Source organism: Pseudomonas sp. DTU12.3 (assembly GCF_004124275.1).
In the GTDB taxonomy this organism is placed as follows: Bacteria; Pseudomonadota; Gammaproteobacteria; order Pseudomonadales; family Pseudomonadaceae; genus Aquipseudomonas; species Aquipseudomonas helmanticensis.
In genome coordinates, this window is record NZ_CP027218.1 from 1,764,611 (window position 1) to 1,779,110 (window position 14,500).

Below are 14,500 nucleotides of genomic sequence, written 5' to 3' on the forward strand. Positions count from 1 at the left end.
GAGTTACTCCCCTTTGCCGCCAGCGGCTTTGTCAGCAGGCTGAGCGGGGGCCGGGTTCTTTTTCGCTACGTTGGTGGCTTCGGTCGGGTTGACTTGCACGCCCGGACGCACGTATTGCAGGCCTTCGGTGATCAGACGATCGCCGGCTTTCAGGCCGTCTTCGATCAGCCACTGGCTGCCGACGGTGCGGCTGGCCTTGAGCTGACGCAGCTCGACCTTGTTGTCGGTGCCGACGACCAGTGCGGTCGGGGTGCCTTTGAGGTCGCGAGTCACGCCTTGTTGCGGCGCCAGAATCGCTGCAGCGTTGACGCCAGCCTGCAACTGGGCGCGGACGAACATGCCTGGCAGCAGGGTGTGATCCGGGTTCGGGAACACCGCACGCAGGGTCACGGAACCGGTAGTCGGATCGACCGTGACTTCGGAGAATTCCAGCTTACCGTCGAGCTTGTACTGGCTGCCGTCTTCCAGGGTCAGTTTGACCGCTGCCGAGTTCTCGCCGGATTTTTGCAGGCGACCGCTTTCCAGCTCGCGGCGCAGTTCCAGCAATTCAACCGAGGACTGGGTCACGTCGACGTAGATCGGGTCGAGTTGCTGGATCGTTGCCATGGCGTCGGTCTGGCCATTGTTGACCAGTGCACCTTCGGTGACCGAAGAACGACCGATGCGCCCGGAGATCGGCGCGTAAACCTTGGTGTAACGCACGTTGATCTGCGCGCTCTGCAACGACGCTTCCGATTCCATGCGGTTGGACACGGCGGTGTCGTATTCCTGACGGCTTACGGCTTGTTCATCGACCAGTTGCTTGTAGCGATCGGAGATCGACTTGGTCGAACGCAGGTTGGCTTCGGCGCTTTTCAGGGTCGCTTCATACACGGCTGGATCGATCTGATAAAGCTGCTGGCCGGCTTTGACGTCGCCGCCTTCCTTGAACAAACGCTTGAGAATGATGCCGTTGACCTGTGGTCGAACTTCCGCAATGCGGAACGCACTGGTGCGGCCCGGCAGTTCCGAGGTGAGGGTAAAGGCTTGTGGTTGCAGGGTAACGACGCCGACCTGAGGGGGCGGAGCGGCCGGTGCCGCTTCTTCCTTTTTGCATCCGCTGAGCAGCGATGCCAGGGCGACGGCAGTGACCAGAGCGGTAACAACTGGCTTGAATTGCATGTAGATCCTCGGGTCAGGCGCGCAAAAAGCGCACAAGAAGTGTGAAAGGGTAAAAAAAGGGTACTGGGTGGATAAGTAGCTTGCTAAGGAATATACTTACGTTCATGGTTGTTTGTAAACACCTTGGCGTCGTACCCACCCTGTTACAAAACTCGTCGCAAGGTTTGAAATTGTAGGCCGGGGAGTCGATTCGCGAGAGATCGCCCCCTCTTTATTCAGCGGATGTTCAGCCATCCCTGAAACATCCCGTTTGAGGTTTTACTGCCATGGTCCGTCGTACCAAAGAGGAAGCTCAAGAAACCCGCAGCCAGATTCTGGAAGCGGCGGAGAAAGCCTTTTATGAAAGGGGCGTCGCGCGTACGACCCTGGCAGATATCGCGACGATGGCCGGCGTGACGCGCGGTGCCATCTACTGGCATTTCAGCAACAAGGCCGATCTGCTCCAGGCCATGCTCGATACGCTGCATGAGCCGCTGGATGAGCTGGCCAAGGCCAGTGAGAGCGAGGACGAAATCGATCCGCTGGGCTGCATGCGCAAACTGCTGATTCATTTGTTTCATCAAGTTTCGCTGGATCCGAAGACCCGCCGCATCAACGAAATTCTGTTTCATAAGTGCGAGTTCACCGATGAAATGTGCGATTTGCGCCAGCAGCGCCGGGTGGCCAGTCTCGAATGCAATGAGCGCATCGGGCTGACCCTGCGTAATGCGGTAAATCGTGGGCAGTTGCCGGAAGATCTCGACACTGCTCGCGCGGCCATCAGCATTCATGCCTATATCGATGGCCTTCTGTATGGCTGGCTGCTGGCGCCGGACAGCTTTGAACTGCATGCCGAGGCCGAGCGTTGGGTCGATACAGGGTTGGACATGCTGCGCCTGAGCCCTAGCCTGCGCAAATGAAACAAAATGCGTAATTGGCACAGCTTATGTCAATTGGCCTGCTTTTATATACATTTGCCGGGGCGCAGTTTATACGGTGCGAACTGTGCATTTTGTAGGGAATTTGTTTCTTCTGTGTGAAACGGGGTGGCCGCTTGCCCTCACCCTAACCCTCTCCCAGAGGTAGAGGGGACTGACCGGGGATTTCTTTCGAGATACGCCGACGTGAAATATTCCGTCGAACTCAGGTTTTGAACATCCCCCGATCGGCTCCCTCTCCCTCGGGAGAGGGCCGGGCGGGCGGCGTTCCGATGAGGGGCTACATAATCAGCCGCGCAATCGCGTTCCAAGTGAACACAAAAAAAGCCCCCGACTCTCACAAGTCGGGGGCTTTTGTGTTTCTGCGTTCCTACGTGCGGCTTACAGCGTCGGGTAGTCGATATAACCGACCGGGCCTTTACCGTAGAACAACTCAGGACGTGCATCATTCAACGGCGCATCAGCCTGCAAACGCGCTGGCAGATCCGGGTTGGCAATAAACGGTACGCCAAACGCCACGGCGTCAGCCTTGCCGTTGGCCAGCCACTCGTTGGCGCTGTCCTTGGTGAAACGCTCGTTGGCGATGTACGGGCCGCCGAAAGCTTCTTTCAATTGCGGGCCGAGGCTGTCGGCGCCTTCTTTCTCACGGGAGCAGATAAACGCGATGCCGCGTTTGCCCAGTTCACGTGCGACGTAGGTGAAGGTTTCCGCCAGGTTGTCGTCGCCCATGTCGTGGGAGTCGGCGCGCGGTGCCAGGTGCACACCGACACGGCCAGCGCCCCAGACTTCGATCGCTGCGTCAGTGACTTCCAGCAGCAGGCGAGCACGGTTTTCCAGCGAGCCACCGTAGTTGTCGGTGCGCTGGTTGGTGCTGCTTTGCAGGAACTGGTCGAGCAGGTAACCGTTGGCACCGTGGATTTCCACACCGTCGAAACCGGCGGCTTTGGCGTTTTCGGCGCCGGTGCGGTAGGCGTCGACGATGTCGGCGATTTCAGCGGTTTCCAGGGCGCGCGGGGTTGGGTAGTCGGCCAATGGGCGAACCAGGCTGACGTGGCCTTTGGGCTGGATCGCGCTTGGTGCCACCGGCGCTTCACCGTTGAGGTACGACGGGTGCGAGACGCGGCCGACGTGCCACAGTTGCAGGAAGATCTTGCCGCCAGCGCCGTGAATGGCTTTGGTGACGTTAGCCCAGCCGCGCACTTGATCGTTGGACCAGATGCCCGGGGTGTCCGGGTAGCCGACGCCCATCGGCGTTACCGAGGTGGCTTCGCTGAGGATCAGGCCGGCGGAGGCGCGTTGTACATAATATTCAGCCATCAACGCGTTCGGCACGCGACCTTCGTCGGCACGGCAGCGGGTCAGCGGGGCCATGATGATGCGGTTGGCCAGCTCGACGTCGCCGAGTTTGATCGGATCAAAAATAGTTGCCATGTCTACAACCCTCGTAGGTGAAAGTTAATCAGTGAGTAGCGGGGGCCAGATCGGCATTGCCGCTCTGACGGAAAGTAATCAGGGTCACCAGCAGGGCGAGCACCGCCAGCGCGGCGGCTGCGAGCGGTACGCTGGTCAGGCCGTAGCCGTGGGCGATGACGCTGCCGCCGACCCAGGCGCCAAGGGCGTTGCCGACGTTGAACGCGCCGATGTTCAGGGTCGACACCAGGTTCGGTGCGGCCTTGCCGAAGGTCACTACGTTGACTTGCAGCGCCGGTACGGCGGCGAAACACGCGGTGGCCCAGAGGAACAGAGTGATTTCAGTCGGGATCAGCGCGACGCTGGTCCAGGTCAGCACGGTGGAGATCACGGCCATGGCGATGAACACACCGATCAGCGTCGCGGCCATACCTTTGTCGGCGAGTTTGCCGCCGATGATGTTGCCGACGGTGAGGCCCAGGCCGATCAGCATCAGCGTCCAGGTCACGCCACGTGGCGACACACCGGTGACTTCACCGAGCAACGGCGCGACGTAGGTGAACAAGGTGAACACGGACGCTGCGAACAGCGCGGTCATGCTCAGCGATAGCCAGATCCCGGCACCTTTGAGGGCGGCGAGTTCGGCACGCATGTCGAGTTTCTCTTCGTCACGCTTGGCCGGCAGGAAGCGGATCAGACCGATCAAAGCGATCACCCCAATCACGGTCACCGCCCAAAAGGTCGAGCGCCAGCCGTATTGCTGACCCAGTGCGGTGCCCAGCGGCACGCCGAGGACGTTGGCCAACGTCAGACCGGTGAACATCAAAGCCACCGCCGAAGCACGTTTGTTGGCCGGTACCAGATTGGCTGCCACCACCGAACCGATGCCGAAGAACGCACCGTGACACAGCGCGGTGATCACCCGGGCAAACATCAGCACGTTGTAATCACTGGCAATCGCGCAGAGCAGGTTGCCGACAATAAAGATGCCCATCAACGCGACCAGTGCAGCTTTACGCGGCAGTTTGGCGGTGGCCATTGCCATGAACGGCGCACCGATGGCGACGCCCAAGGCATAACCGGTCACCAGCCAGCCGGCGCCGGGGATCGACACACCGAGGTCGGCCGCGACATCGGGCAACAGACCCATGATGACGAATTCGGTGGTGCCGATGGCGAAGGCGCTCAAGGCGAGGATGAGTAGCGAGAGGGGCATGCGGGTTTCCTTGTCGGCTGGCTGACGTTAAGGGTCAGAGCTCTTTACTGAGGGTGCTGAGGAACGCCTGGATCACGTCCTCGTTGCGTTTGAAAAAGTGCCATTGCCCGGCCTTCTGGCTGCTGATCAGACCGGCGCGTTGCAACGTCGCGAGATGTGCAGAAACGGTCGACTGCGACAAGCCGCAGCGCTGATCGATCTGCCCGGCGCAGATGCCGTACTCGTGGTTGTGCAGTTGTTCCGGAAATTCTGCTTTCGGGTCTTTCAGCCAGTTGAGGATGTCTCGCCGTACTGGGTGCGCCAGGGCTTTTATTATTTCGTCGAGGTCAAGGTTCATGGCAGGGTGCTCGGTTGAGTACAACGCTATATCGCGATGAGGCGAACTTTAAATCGTTAGATCGCGATATACCAATATGATTTTGATCTGTGATCAGCATAAATCGGTATATCGGGTTATAACGATATGGTGAGGTGTCGATTGCAGGGCGCGGTGCTAAGCTGCGCCCATGAACTATCTCGCACATTTGCACCTCGGTGGCCAGCGCCCCGGTCAGTTACTCGGCAGTCTGTACGGCGACTTCGTCAAAGGCCGGCTGCAAGGGCAGTTCGCGCCGGAGGTAGAAGCGGCGATTCAACTGCATCGACGGATTGATGTGTTCACCGATCGCCATCCGCTGGTAGACATCGCGCTGGGGCGGTTTACCGAGACGCGGCGGCGTTATGCCGGGATCGTCCTCGATGTGTTTTTCGATCACTGTCTGGCGCGGGACTGGCGGTTGTATGCCGATCAGCCGTTGGAGGTGTTTACCGCTGATGTGTATCGAGTGCTGACCCATGAACAGCAGTTGCCCGAACGACTGGCGAAGATTGCGCCGCACATGGTTGCCAATGACTGGTTGGGTTCGTATCAGGAATTTGAAGTGCTGGAGCAGGTGCTGCGCGGGATCTCGCGGCGGTTGAGCCGGCCGGAGGAACTGGCGGGGGCGATGCAGGAGTTGCGGCGGTTGTATGAGCCGTTGAGTGAGGATTTCGCTTTGTTCTACCCACAACTCCAGGATTTCGCGGCGTTGCAGGGATAAGCAAGATCAAAAGATCGCAGCCTTCGGCAGCTCCTACAGGGATCAATGCAGGAGCTGCCGAAGGCTGCGATCTTTTGCTTTTCAAGCGGCGATGGCCGGGCGCATTGGGGATTTTTGGATTTCCGGAATCGCACCAAACAACGCCTTCTGCACCGCCTGCTGTGCCTCGAACGCCAGTGCCGCACGCTCGCGCCCCTGACAGGCAATCGGCTTGAGCAGGTGCACTTCGACATCGCCGCAATCATTACTGAACAGACGCATCAGGTGCGACAGCAGATCATCGTCACCAATGAACGGCGCCAGCGCATCAATCTCGCCATCGCGCAGATATCGGATCGCCACCGGTTGCAGCATCACCTCGGAATCAATCGCCGCCGACAGCAAGCGACCATGAAAGGTGCGCAGCGAGCGGCCATCGGTAGTCGTGCCTTCGGGAAACATCAGTAATGCGTGATCGCTTTGCAAGTGACGGGTCATCTGCTTGCGGATCAACTGACTGTCGCCCGACCCGCGACGAATGAACAGGCTGCCAGCCTTGGCCGCAAGCCAACCGGCGACCGGCCAGGTGCGCACTTCGGCTTTGGACAAAAACGACAACGGCGTGAGCATGCCGAGCAATGGAATGTCGGTCCATGACACGTGATTGCTGACCCACAGCATCGGCTGCTGCGGCAGCTCGCCGTGCACCGTCATGCGAAAGGGCAGGGCGTTGCTCAAGCGCGCCATGAAGAAGCGCGACCAGCGCTGACGCCGCTCCATCGAATGCGCCAGGCCAATCCGTTCAAACATGCCGAAGACGCTGGCCATGGTCAATCCGAGCGAGACCACCAACAGCACCCGCGCGATCCGCGCGTACACCCGCAGCCGGCTCATCACACGGCCGCCTTGAAGTGTTTGGCGTAGCGCGGGCAGAGTTCGTCGCGCTTGAGCAGGATGAACACGTCGGCGACCTGGAAGTCTTCGTCCCAGCACGGCTCGCCACAGATCTTCGCGCCCAGACGCATATAAGCCTTGAGCAGCGGCGGCATTTCGGCGATCACGTTGGATGGAATATCCAGCGTCGGCAGCGGATTTTTCGGCTCGGCGCGCAGGTGCTCGGTGCACAGATAACGCTCGCGCAGACGCTGCATGATCGCGTGCGCCTGAATGCCGCCGTCCTGCATCGGGATGCTCGCGCAACCCATCAGATAGCTGTAGCCACCCTGATTCAATACTTCGGCCAACTCGCCCCACAACACCGCGATGGTGCCGCCGTTGCGATACGCCGGGTCGACGCAGGTACGGCCAATTTCGAGGATCGGACCTTGCAGATGCGCCAGACCGTGCAGGCTGAATTCTTCTTCGCTGTAGAACTTGCCGAGGCTGCTGGCGGCGGTGTGATCGAGCAAACGGGTGGTCGCCACCAAGCGGCCGGTATTCAGATCACGTACACCGATGTGGCTGCAGTGAACATCATAATCATCCATGTCCAGACCCAGTTCCGCGCCTTTCAGCTTGGCGTTGAACTCGCCGCTGAAGACGTTGAAGCGCAAGGCCTGGGCTTGCTGCAGAGCCTCGGCGCCGATCAGGCGTTCGGCTTGCAGGCGGCGTTCATTGCCGGTGTCGCTGATGCGGGCGATCTGAGTCATGTGAATCTCCGTACGGGCCTTGAACCCGTCGTGGGTTGCAGCCGATCGACTTTCTTTATGCAGCCGTGTTGTGCAAAGTCAGGCTATGTAGCCCCGGTGTCATCGCCATGAACGTTCGGTGATGCTTATATGACAGCCCACAAGGAGCCTCTTATGCCCTGGCCAGATCTGCTGCAAAGCCGTGAACGATTGCCCGCCGTTGCTGACCTTGCCGAGGGTTTTGCGATGTTGTTGCAGCAGTTGGGCAACGTCACACCGTTCGAATTGGCGGTCGCGGGCGGGCGGCGGATGGCGACGCCGGGGCTGGCGTTTCTGGTCGGTTATCAGGCGGCATTGCGCATGTTGTGGCCGAGTGCACCGCTCAGCCTTGGCGCTTTGTGTGCGACCGAACAGCGCAGCTTGCGTCCGGCGGACATGCAGACGCGGCTCACCGATTTACGCCTGAGCGGGCGCAAGGATTTCGTCACGGCCGGTGATGCGGCGGATTGGCTATTGATTGCTGCGCGCAGTGAGGAAGCCGGCGAAAATCCGCGCCTGAGTCTGGCGGTGGTGTACCCCGGTGAGCCCGGTGTGAGCGTGGAGAAATTGCCGGTGCTGCCGTTGATGCCGGACATCAGTCATGGCCGCTTGCTGCTGGATGGCGCCCTGTGCGAGTTGCTTGCTGGCGATGGTTGGGACGCTTATGTGAAGCCGTTTCGCACCCTCGAAGATGTCTATGTGCTGAGCGCGATGACCGCGTGGCTGTATGGCGTCGGGCAGGACAGTGACTGGCCGCAGGCGCTGCAACTTCGATTGCTGGCGTTGTTGGCCGGGTGCGCGGAGGCGAGCCGGCAGCCGCCGAATAATCCGGCCGGGCATGTGCTGTTGGCTGGGTTGTTTGCGCAGTTTGATGCTTTGGAAGGCGAGGTGAGTCAGGCCTTGCGCGACGGTAATCCGGAGTGGGCGATGATGTGGCAGCGCGATCAAGGAGTGATGCGGTTGGCCTCCGCCGCCCGAGCCAAACGTCTGGCCAAAGCCTTGCAACATCCCCTGTAGGAGCTGCCGCAGACTGCGATCTTTTGATCTTGCTTTTAAACGACAAGATCAAAAGATCGCAGTCTGCGGCAGCTCCTACAGGGCAGATTGTCATTTTTCTGGGCTAGGCTCAGCAGACCTGTCTGCCGAGCCCTCACCATGTTCAAAGGCCTCATCCTGTTTCTGCTGTTGATCACCTTCACCGTTCACGCCGAACAATGGCCCGGCGAACAGTGGCCAATCGGCGCGACCATCACCGATACAGGGGCGCTGGAGAGATACGCCTTCCCAGCTCGCGACGACACCACCCGCAAAGGCATCCGCACCGACGCGTTGCTGATCATCCGCGACGGCGAAATCATTTACGAACGCTACGCCGGCCCGACCACCGAACACACCCCGCACCTGACCTGGTCAATCAGCAAAAGCCTGATGGCCACGGTCCTCGGTGTGGCGTACGGCGAAGGGCTGTTCAAACTCGGAGACCCAGCCGCAAAGTTCTCCCCGCCATTGGCTAAACACCCGGATATAAAACTCGCCGATCTCCTGCACTGGGCTTCAGGCATCGACTGGCAGGAAGACTACGAATACGCGCCGCTGAAATCCTCGGTGGTGGCGATGCTCTACACCCGTGGTCACCGCGACATGGCCGCGTTCACGGCTGATCACGATAGCTATGCCGCACCGGGGCAGGCTTTTCGCTACTCCAGCGGCGACAGCAATCTGCTCGCGGCAGCGTTGAAAAATATTGTTGGCCCAAAGCGTTATCCCGACTATCCGTGGACGGCATTGTTCGAGCCTTTGGGCATCCACCACGCCGTGTGGGAAACCGATGCGACGGGCACTTTTGTCGCCTCGTCTTACGCTTATCTCACCGCCCGCGATCTGGCACGGGTCGGGTTGTTGATGTCTCGCGACGGGCGCTGGAATGACCAGCAACTGCTGCCCAAGGACTGGGTGGCGTTCAACCTGAAACCCTTCGCCGGTTACAAGGCTCATCAGGATGAAGCCGTGCCCGGTGGTCAGTGGTGGCTCAATCGGCCGGCGGATGGCGCAACCTCTCCGTGGCCCGATGCACCACCGGATACCTTCGCCGCCCTCGGGCATTGGGGCCAGGCGATGTATGTGATTCCCAGCGAAAAACTGCTGATCGTGCGCTATGGCGATGATCGCGACGGCAGTTATCGGCACAACGAGCTGCTCAAACGCGTGCTGAAGGCGGTGCGGCCATGAAGCATTTTTTGTTGTTGCTGCTAGTCCTTCTGGTCGGCTGGAGCGTTTACGAACGCGAGAATCTGTGGGCCTTCCCCGACATCATCAGCGCCTACACCGCCAAGGAATATTGCTCGTGCCGTTATGTGATGAACAACGATGCCGAGTATTGCCGTGGCTACGTAAAACAGTGGCTGCCGACCAGCGCATTCACCGATGACAGCGCCAACAAAACCATCACGGTCAGCGGCGTGGGCCGCAGCAACAGCGCGCAGTGGCAAAATGAACGCTTGGGCTGCCGCCTCAATCCCTGAAAACACCCGATTGTTTTTTGTGGGAGCGAGCCTGCTCGCGAATGCAACAGTAGTTGCACCTTCTCTGTTGCGGCAGATGACGTCTTCGCGAGCAGGCTCGCTCCCACCGGGCGTGATCTTCAGTTTGCAATAACTGTGTGGGCGGTTAAGGTTCGTGCAGGTTTATCGGCCCCACGAGTCCTCAATGTTCAACCGCTCCCTCATTGCATCCCTGTCCAGCCTGCTGCTGGCCGCTGTCGCGTTGCCGGCGCAGGCCAATTGGTATCTGGACGGCGAGTCGTCGCGGCTGTCGTTCGTCAGCACAAAAAACGCCAACATTTCCGAGGTGCAGCGCTTTCTGGTGCTGCACGGCAAGGTCGACCCCAACGGTCGCGCCGAAGTCGAAGTCGAGCTGGATTCGGTCAACAGCGGTATCCCGCTGCGCGACGAGCGCATGCGCAAGGAGCTGTTCCAGATCGAGCAATTTCCCGAAGCGACCATCACCACCCAGATCGATCTGCGTCCGATCAACGATCTGGCCCCCGGCGCGCAACTGGAATTGCGCCTGCCGCTGACCGTCAACCTGCACGGCAAGCAACATGAATATCCAGCCGAGCTGCTGGCGACGCGTCTCGATGATCGACGCTTTCAAGTGGTCACCCTTGAGCCGCTGGTGATCAACGCCGAGGATTTTGATCTGGTGCCGGGCCTGGAAAGCCTGCGCAAACTCGCCGACCTGTCGGCCATCAGTCTGTCGGTGCCGGTGGGTGCGGTGCTGATCTTCACGGCGCGCTGACATGCGCGGCGCGGTGTTCCCATGGCGTGACGGCAACCGGTTCGAGTTGTTGATCGACGGCCCGCAGTTCTTTCCGCGCATGCTTGAGCAGATCGCTGGCGCGCAGGAACAGATCGAACTTGAGCTGTATCTGGTCGAGGCCGGCGCTTGTGCCGAAACCATCGTGCAAGCACTGGTGCTGGCGGCCGAACGTGGCGTGCGCGTGCGTTGCCTGTTCGATGATTACGGCAGCCTCGCCTTCACCTTCAATCTGCGTCAGCGCCTGACCCATGCCGGGGTCGAACTGCGTTTCTACAATCGGCTGAACTGGCGGCGTTGGGTCGGTAATTTCTATCGCGATCACCGTAAATTGCTGCTGGTCGATCAGCGTCTGGCGGTGGTCGGCGGCACTGGCGTCACCGACGAGTTCTGGACGCCGGGGCATGACACCAGCGAGTGGCATGAAGTGATGGTCGAGATCAGCGGCCCGTTGGTGATCGACTGGCAATTACTGTTTGATCGCCAGTGGATCGCCAACCGCTATCGCCGCGCCTGGCGCCCGGCCGCGCATTTCGGTCTGCCGCGATTGCCGCGCGTGCCGGATAAGGGCGAGGGCATGGGCCGCGTGGCTTATGCCGACGCGCGCCAGCATCGTGACATTCTGCAGTCGCTGTTCCGCGCCTTGAACAGCGGGCAAAAACGCATCTGGATGGCCACGCCGTATTTCCTGCCAACCTGGAAAATCCGCCGCTCACTGCGCAAGGCTGCCGCGCGCGGTGTTGACGTGCGTTTGCTGTTGACCGGGCCGCGCACCGATCACCCGTCAGTGCGCTACGCCGGGCATCGCTACTATCCGCGACTGCTCAAGGCCGGGGTGCAGATCTTCGAATATCAGCCGTGTTTCCTGCACCTGAAAATGGTCCTGGTGGACGATTGGGTGAGCATCGGCTCGTGCAATTTCGATCACTGGAATCTGCGCTTCAATCTGGAGGCGAATCTGGAAGCGCTGGATGCGTCGTTGACGGCCGCGGTCGAGGCGAGTTTTGTGAAGGACTTCGGGCTGAGTCAGTTGGTGAGTCTGGAGGAATGGCAGCGCCGGCCGTTGTGGCGGCGGGTCAAACAGCGGATTTGGGGCTGGGTGGATCGGGTGGTGGTCAACATCCTCGATCGCCGCGGATAAAACCGATTTTGAATACACCCTAAATCCAATGTGGGAGGGGGCTTGCTCCCGAAAGCGGTGTGTCAGGCAATAATAGGCTGAATGACACTCCGTCTTCGGGAGCAAGCCCCCCTCCCACAGGGTTTTGCAGTGTTGCTGCTGTTACAGCAACTCGAAGCTCTGCTGCGTCACGTCCTGCGAGTCCAGGCCGATCTGCACGTTGAACTTGCCAGGCTCGGCTGCGTACTTGAGCTGGGCGTTGTAGAACTTCAGGTCATCCTCGGTGATGGTGAAGTGCACGACTTTCTGTTCGCCGGCCTTGAGCATGATTTTCTGGAAGTTCTTCAGCTCTTTCACCGGACGGATCATCGAGCCGGTGACGTCCTGAATGTACAACTGCACCACGGTTTCGCCGTCACGCTTGCCGGTGTTTTTCACCATGACGCTGGCGTCGAGCTTGCCGGTGGCGTTCAGGGTGGTCGACGACAGCGCCATGTCGCTCAGGGCGAAGTTGGTGTAGCTCAAGCCAAAACCGAACGGGAACAGCGGCCCGGTGGTGTCATCGAAATACTGCGAGGTGTAGTTGCCCGGTTTGCCCGGCGTGAACGGCCGGCCAATGCTCAGGTGGTTGTAGTAAGTCGGGATCTGGCCCACGGAGCGCGGGAAGGTCACCGGCAGTTTGCCCGATGGATTGTAGTCGCCGAACAGCACGTCGGCGATGGCGTTGCCGCCCTCGGTGCCGCTGAACCAGGTTTCCAGAATCGCGTCAGCCGACTGGTTCTCTTCGAGAATGGTCAGCGGACGGCCGTTCATCAACACCAGCACCAATGGTTTGCCGGTGGCTTTCAGAGCACGGATCAGCTCGCGCTGGTTTTCCGGGATGTTCAGGTCGGTACGGCTGGAAGATTCGTGGGACATGCCACGGGATTCGCCGACGGCGGCAACGATCACGTCAGCGTCCTTGGCCGCTTTTACTGCTTCGTCGATCAGCACGCTGGCCGGACGCGGGTCGTCGACCACTTCCGGGGCATCGAAGTTGAGGAAGTTCAGGTAATCCAGAACCTTCTTGTCGCTGGTGATGTTGGCGCCACGGGCGTAGATCAGGTTCGACTTGTTGCCGATCACCGAGCTCATGCCGTCGAACAGGGTCACTGATTGCGCCGGTTTACCCGCCGCCGCCCAGCTACCCATCATGTCGATTGGCGCTTTGGCCAACGGGCCGACCAGCGCGACTTTTGCGTCCTTCTTCAAAGGCAGGGTTTCGTTCTGGTTTTTCAGCAGCACCAGGCTGCGACGCGCGACTTCGCGGGCCTCGGCGCGGTGCAGACGGCTGTCGGCGTAGGTGTCGACAGGATCATCTTCTGCCTTGCCGATGCGCAGGTACGGATCCTTGAACAGACCCATGTCGTACTTGGCGGCGAGGACTTCACGCACGGCGTTGTCGATGTCTTTCTGTTCGATCTCGCCGGACTTGAGCAGCCCCGGCAGCTCTTTGCCGTAGAGGGTGTCGTTCATGCTCATGTCGATGCCGGCCTTGATCGCCAGCTTCGCCGCTTCACGACCGTCGCGGGCGACGCCGTGCTTGATCAGTTCGAAGATCGCGCCGTGGTCGCTGACCGCCAGGCCTTTGAAGCCCCAGTCGCGACGCAGCAGGTCGTTCATCAGCCAGGTATTGGCGGTGGCCGGAATACCGTTGATCGAGTTCAACGCGACCATCACACCACCAGCGCCGGCATCGATCGCGGCGCGGTACGGTGGCAGGTAATCCTGGTACATCTTCACCGGGCTCATGTCGACGGTGTTGTAGTCGCGACCACCTTCAACCGCGCCATAGAGGGCGAAGTGCTTGACGCTGGCCATGATGCTGTCGGCCGCGCTCGGGGTGGCGCCCTGATAGGCGCGAACCATGACGCCGGCTATGCGCGAAGTCAGGTAGGTGTCTTCACCGAAACCTTCGGAGCTGCGGCCCCAGCGCGGGTCGCGGGAGATGTCGACCATCGGCGCAAAAGTGATGTCGAGGCTGTCGGCGGCGGCTTCTTTGGCGGCGACGCGGCCGGATTGGCCGATGGCATCCATGTCCCAGCTCGACGCCAGCGCCAACGGGATCGGGAAAATCGTACGGTGACCGTGGATCACGTCGTACGCGAAAAACATCGGAATCTTCAGACGGCTGCGCATGGCCGCGTCCTGCATCGGACGGTTTTCCGGGCGGGTGATCGAGTTGAACGTGCCGCCGATGTTGCCGGCGGCGATCTCTTTGCGGATCAGCTCGCGGGGCATTTCCGGGCCGATGCTGATCAGGCGCAATTGCCCGATCTTTTCATCGAGGGTCATTTGGTTCATCAGATTGGTGATGAACGCGTCCTTGTTTTCCAGGGGTACCGGGGTCGTGGCGGCCAATACTTGATGACTGGCCAGGCTGACGAACAGACCCAGCAAACACAGCTTCTTCATGAATATTTTTCTCAAGGGCACAAACGGCAATGCAATGCCGGCCAGCCAAAATTTAGGGAGCGACTATTGTTGTTCGGGTGCAGGCTCAAAAAGATCGAACCAAACACGACCGCCGAGCATCGACAGCGTGATCGCGCAGGGCACTTTTTAGCCCATTAGCCCGCAGCAATCCAGTGGCGCGG

The 14,500-nt window shown here is 60.1% G+C and carries 14 protein-coding genes; 7 read left to right on the forward strand and 7 right to left on the reverse strand.

The features are described from left to right. Positions 1 to 3 precede the first annotated feature (3 nt). The gene (locus C2E19_RS08020; protein ID WP_129390255.1) at positions 4 to 1,161 is read right to left on the reverse strand and encodes an efflux RND transporter periplasmic adaptor subunit; all 1,158 of its coding nucleotides are present in this window, start codon (positions 1,159 to 1,161) and stop codon (positions 4 to 6) included. A gap of 266 nt (positions 1,162 to 1,427) precedes the next feature. Here C2E19_RS08020 and emhR point away from each other — a divergent pair, with 266 nt between their 5' ends. After that, positions 1,428 to 2,060, forward strand: a complete 633-nt coding sequence (emhR, locus tag C2E19_RS08025) for an efflux system transcriptional repressor EmhR (protein WP_129390258.1) — start codon at positions 1,428 to 1,430, stop codon at positions 2,058 to 2,060. Between the two features lie 399 nt (positions 2,061 to 2,459). Here emhR and C2E19_RS08030 read toward each other — a convergent pair whose 3' ends face one another. From C2E19_RS08030 to C2E19_RS08040, 3 genes are read right to left on the reverse strand one after another with little or no spacing between them, the layout of a single operon-like run. Beyond that, on the reverse strand, positions 2,460 to 3,509 hold the full coding sequence (locus tag C2E19_RS08030; RefSeq protein ID WP_129390261.1) for an alkene reductase: 1,050 nt from the start codon (positions 3,507 to 3,509) through the stop codon (positions 2,460 to 2,462). A gap of 28 nt (positions 3,510 to 3,537) precedes the next feature. Then, positions 3,538 to 4,704: an MFS transporter gene (locus C2E19_RS08035; RefSeq protein WP_129390264.1), complete on the reverse strand. Its 1,167-nt coding sequence runs from the start codon at positions 4,702 to 4,704 to the stop codon at positions 3,538 to 3,540. Between the two features lie 34 nt (positions 4,705 to 4,738). Then, on the reverse strand, positions 4,739 to 5,041 hold the full coding sequence (locus C2E19_RS08040; RefSeq protein ID WP_008080109.1) for a helix-turn-helix transcriptional regulator: 303 nt from the start codon (positions 5,039 to 5,041) through the stop codon (positions 4,739 to 4,741). Between the two features lie 169 nt (positions 5,042 to 5,210). Between C2E19_RS08040 and C2E19_RS08045 the strand changes: the two genes are divergently transcribed. Further along, positions 5,211 to 5,783, forward strand: coding sequence for an ACP phosphodiesterase (locus tag C2E19_RS08045; protein WP_129390267.1), 573 nt, complete (start codon positions 5,211 to 5,213; stop codon positions 5,781 to 5,783). An 81-nt stretch (positions 5,784 to 5,864) separates the two neighbouring features. On the opposite strand, the gene C2E19_RS08050 is transcribed toward C2E19_RS08045, so the two are convergent. Both C2E19_RS08050 and olsB read right to left on the reverse strand, forming a co-directional pair. Further along, entirely contained in the window at positions 5,865 to 6,656 is a 792-nt protein-coding gene (locus C2E19_RS08050; RefSeq protein ID WP_129390270.1) for a 1-acyl-sn-glycerol-3-phosphate acyltransferase, read from the reverse strand. Further along, positions 6,656 to 7,411, reverse strand: coding sequence for an L-ornithine N(alpha)-acyltransferase (olsB, locus tag C2E19_RS08055; RefSeq protein WP_007916280.1), 756 nt, complete (start codon positions 7,409 to 7,411; stop codon positions 6,656 to 6,658). The genes C2E19_RS08050 and olsB overlap by 1 nt, the downstream gene beginning before the upstream one ends. Before the next feature lie 153 nt (positions 7,412 to 7,564). Between olsB and C2E19_RS08060 the strand changes: the two genes are divergently transcribed. The 5 genes from C2E19_RS08060 to C2E19_RS08085 all read left to right on the forward strand — a co-directional run bounded on the left by C2E19_RS08060 (position 7,565) and on the right by C2E19_RS08085 (position 11,885). Further along, complete coding sequence (locus C2E19_RS08060; protein WP_129390273.1) at positions 7,565 to 8,446, forward strand: acyl-CoA dehydrogenase; 882 nt, start codon at positions 7,565 to 7,567, stop codon at positions 8,444 to 8,446. Positions 8,447 to 8,584: 138 nt separating this feature from the next. Beyond that, positions 8,585 to 9,658 carry a serine hydrolase gene (locus C2E19_RS08070; protein ID WP_129390276.1) on the forward strand — a complete coding sequence of 358 codons (1,074 nt, stop codon included), beginning with the start codon at positions 8,585 to 8,587 and terminating at the stop codon, positions 9,656 to 9,658. Then, complete coding sequence (locus tag C2E19_RS08075) at positions 9,655 to 9,951, forward strand: amidase (RefSeq protein WP_129390279.1); 297 nt, start codon at positions 9,655 to 9,657, stop codon at positions 9,949 to 9,951. The genes C2E19_RS08070 and C2E19_RS08075 overlap by 4 nt, the downstream gene beginning before the upstream one ends. 184 nt (positions 9,952 to 10,135) lie before the next feature. Continuing rightward, on the forward strand, positions 10,136 to 10,726 hold the full coding sequence (locus tag C2E19_RS08080; protein ID WP_129390282.1) for a YceI family protein: 591 nt from the start codon (positions 10,136 to 10,138) through the stop codon (positions 10,724 to 10,726). 1 nt (position 10,727) lies between these two features. Next, positions 10,728 to 11,885: a phosphatidylserine/phosphatidylglycerophosphate/cardiolipin synthase family protein gene (locus C2E19_RS08085; RefSeq protein WP_129390285.1), complete on the forward strand. Its 1,158-nt coding sequence runs from the start codon at positions 10,728 to 10,730 to the stop codon at positions 11,883 to 11,885. Positions 11,886 to 12,026: 141 nt separating this feature from the next. Here C2E19_RS08085 and bglX read toward each other — a convergent pair whose 3' ends face one another. Continuing rightward, the gene (bglX, locus tag C2E19_RS08090; RefSeq protein WP_129390288.1) at positions 12,027 to 14,318 is read right to left on the reverse strand and encodes a beta-glucosidase BglX; all 2,292 of its coding nucleotides are present in this window, start codon (positions 14,316 to 14,318) and stop codon (positions 12,027 to 12,029) included. Positions 14,319 to 14,500: the final 182 nt, after the last annotated feature.

Excerpts from the sequence above, each read along its gene's own strand:
- C2E19_RS08020 (WP_129390255.1), bottom strand. The coding sequence starts at position 1,161 with ATGCAATTCAAGCCAGTTGTTACCGCTCTGGTCACTGCCGTCGCCCTG.
- C2E19_RS08075 (WP_129390279.1), top strand. The coding sequence starts at position 9,655 with ATGAAGCATTTTTTGTTGTTGCTGCTAGTCCTTCTGGTCGGCTGGAGC.
- C2E19_RS08060 (WP_129390273.1), top strand. The coding sequence starts at position 7,565 with ATGCCCTGGCCAGATCTGCTGCAAAGCCGTGAACGATTGCCCGCCGTT.
- C2E19_RS08050 (WP_129390270.1), bottom strand. The coding sequence starts at position 6,656 with ATGAGCCGGCTGCGGGTGTACGCGCGGATCGCGCGGGTGCTGTTGGTG.
- C2E19_RS08035 (WP_129390264.1), bottom strand. The coding sequence starts at position 4,704 with ATGCCCCTCTCGCTACTCATCCTCGCCTTGAGCGCCTTCGCCATCGGC.
- C2E19_RS08080 (WP_129390282.1), top strand. The coding sequence starts at position 10,136 with ATGTTCAACCGCTCCCTCATTGCATCCCTGTCCAGCCTGCTGCTGGCC.
- emhR (WP_129390258.1), top strand. The coding sequence starts at position 1,428 with ATGGTCCGTCGTACCAAAGAGGAAGCTCAAGAAACCCGCAGCCAGATT.
- C2E19_RS08045 (WP_129390267.1), top strand. The coding sequence starts at position 5,211 with ATGAACTATCTCGCACATTTGCACCTCGGTGGCCAGCGCCCCGGTCAG.
- C2E19_RS08070 (WP_129390276.1), top strand. The coding sequence starts at position 8,585 with ATGTTCAAAGGCCTCATCCTGTTTCTGCTGTTGATCACCTTCACCGTT.
- C2E19_RS08085 (WP_129390285.1), top strand. The coding sequence starts at position 10,728 with ATGCGCGGCGCGGTGTTCCCATGGCGTGACGGCAACCGGTTCGAGTTG.
- bglX (WP_129390288.1), bottom strand. The coding sequence starts at position 14,318 with ATGAAGAAGCTGTGTTTGCTGGGTCTGTTCGTCAGCCTGGCCAGTCAT.
- C2E19_RS08030 (WP_129390261.1), bottom strand. The coding sequence starts at position 3,509 with ATGGCAACTATTTTTGATCCGATCAAACTCGGCGACGTCGAGCTGGCC.
- olsB (WP_007916280.1), bottom strand. The coding sequence starts at position 7,411 with ATGACTCAGATCGCCCGCATCAGCGACACCGGCAATGAACGCCGCCTG.
- C2E19_RS08040 (WP_008080109.1), bottom strand. The coding sequence starts at position 5,041 with ATGAACCTTGACCTCGACGAAATAATAAAAGCCCTGGCGCACCCAGTA.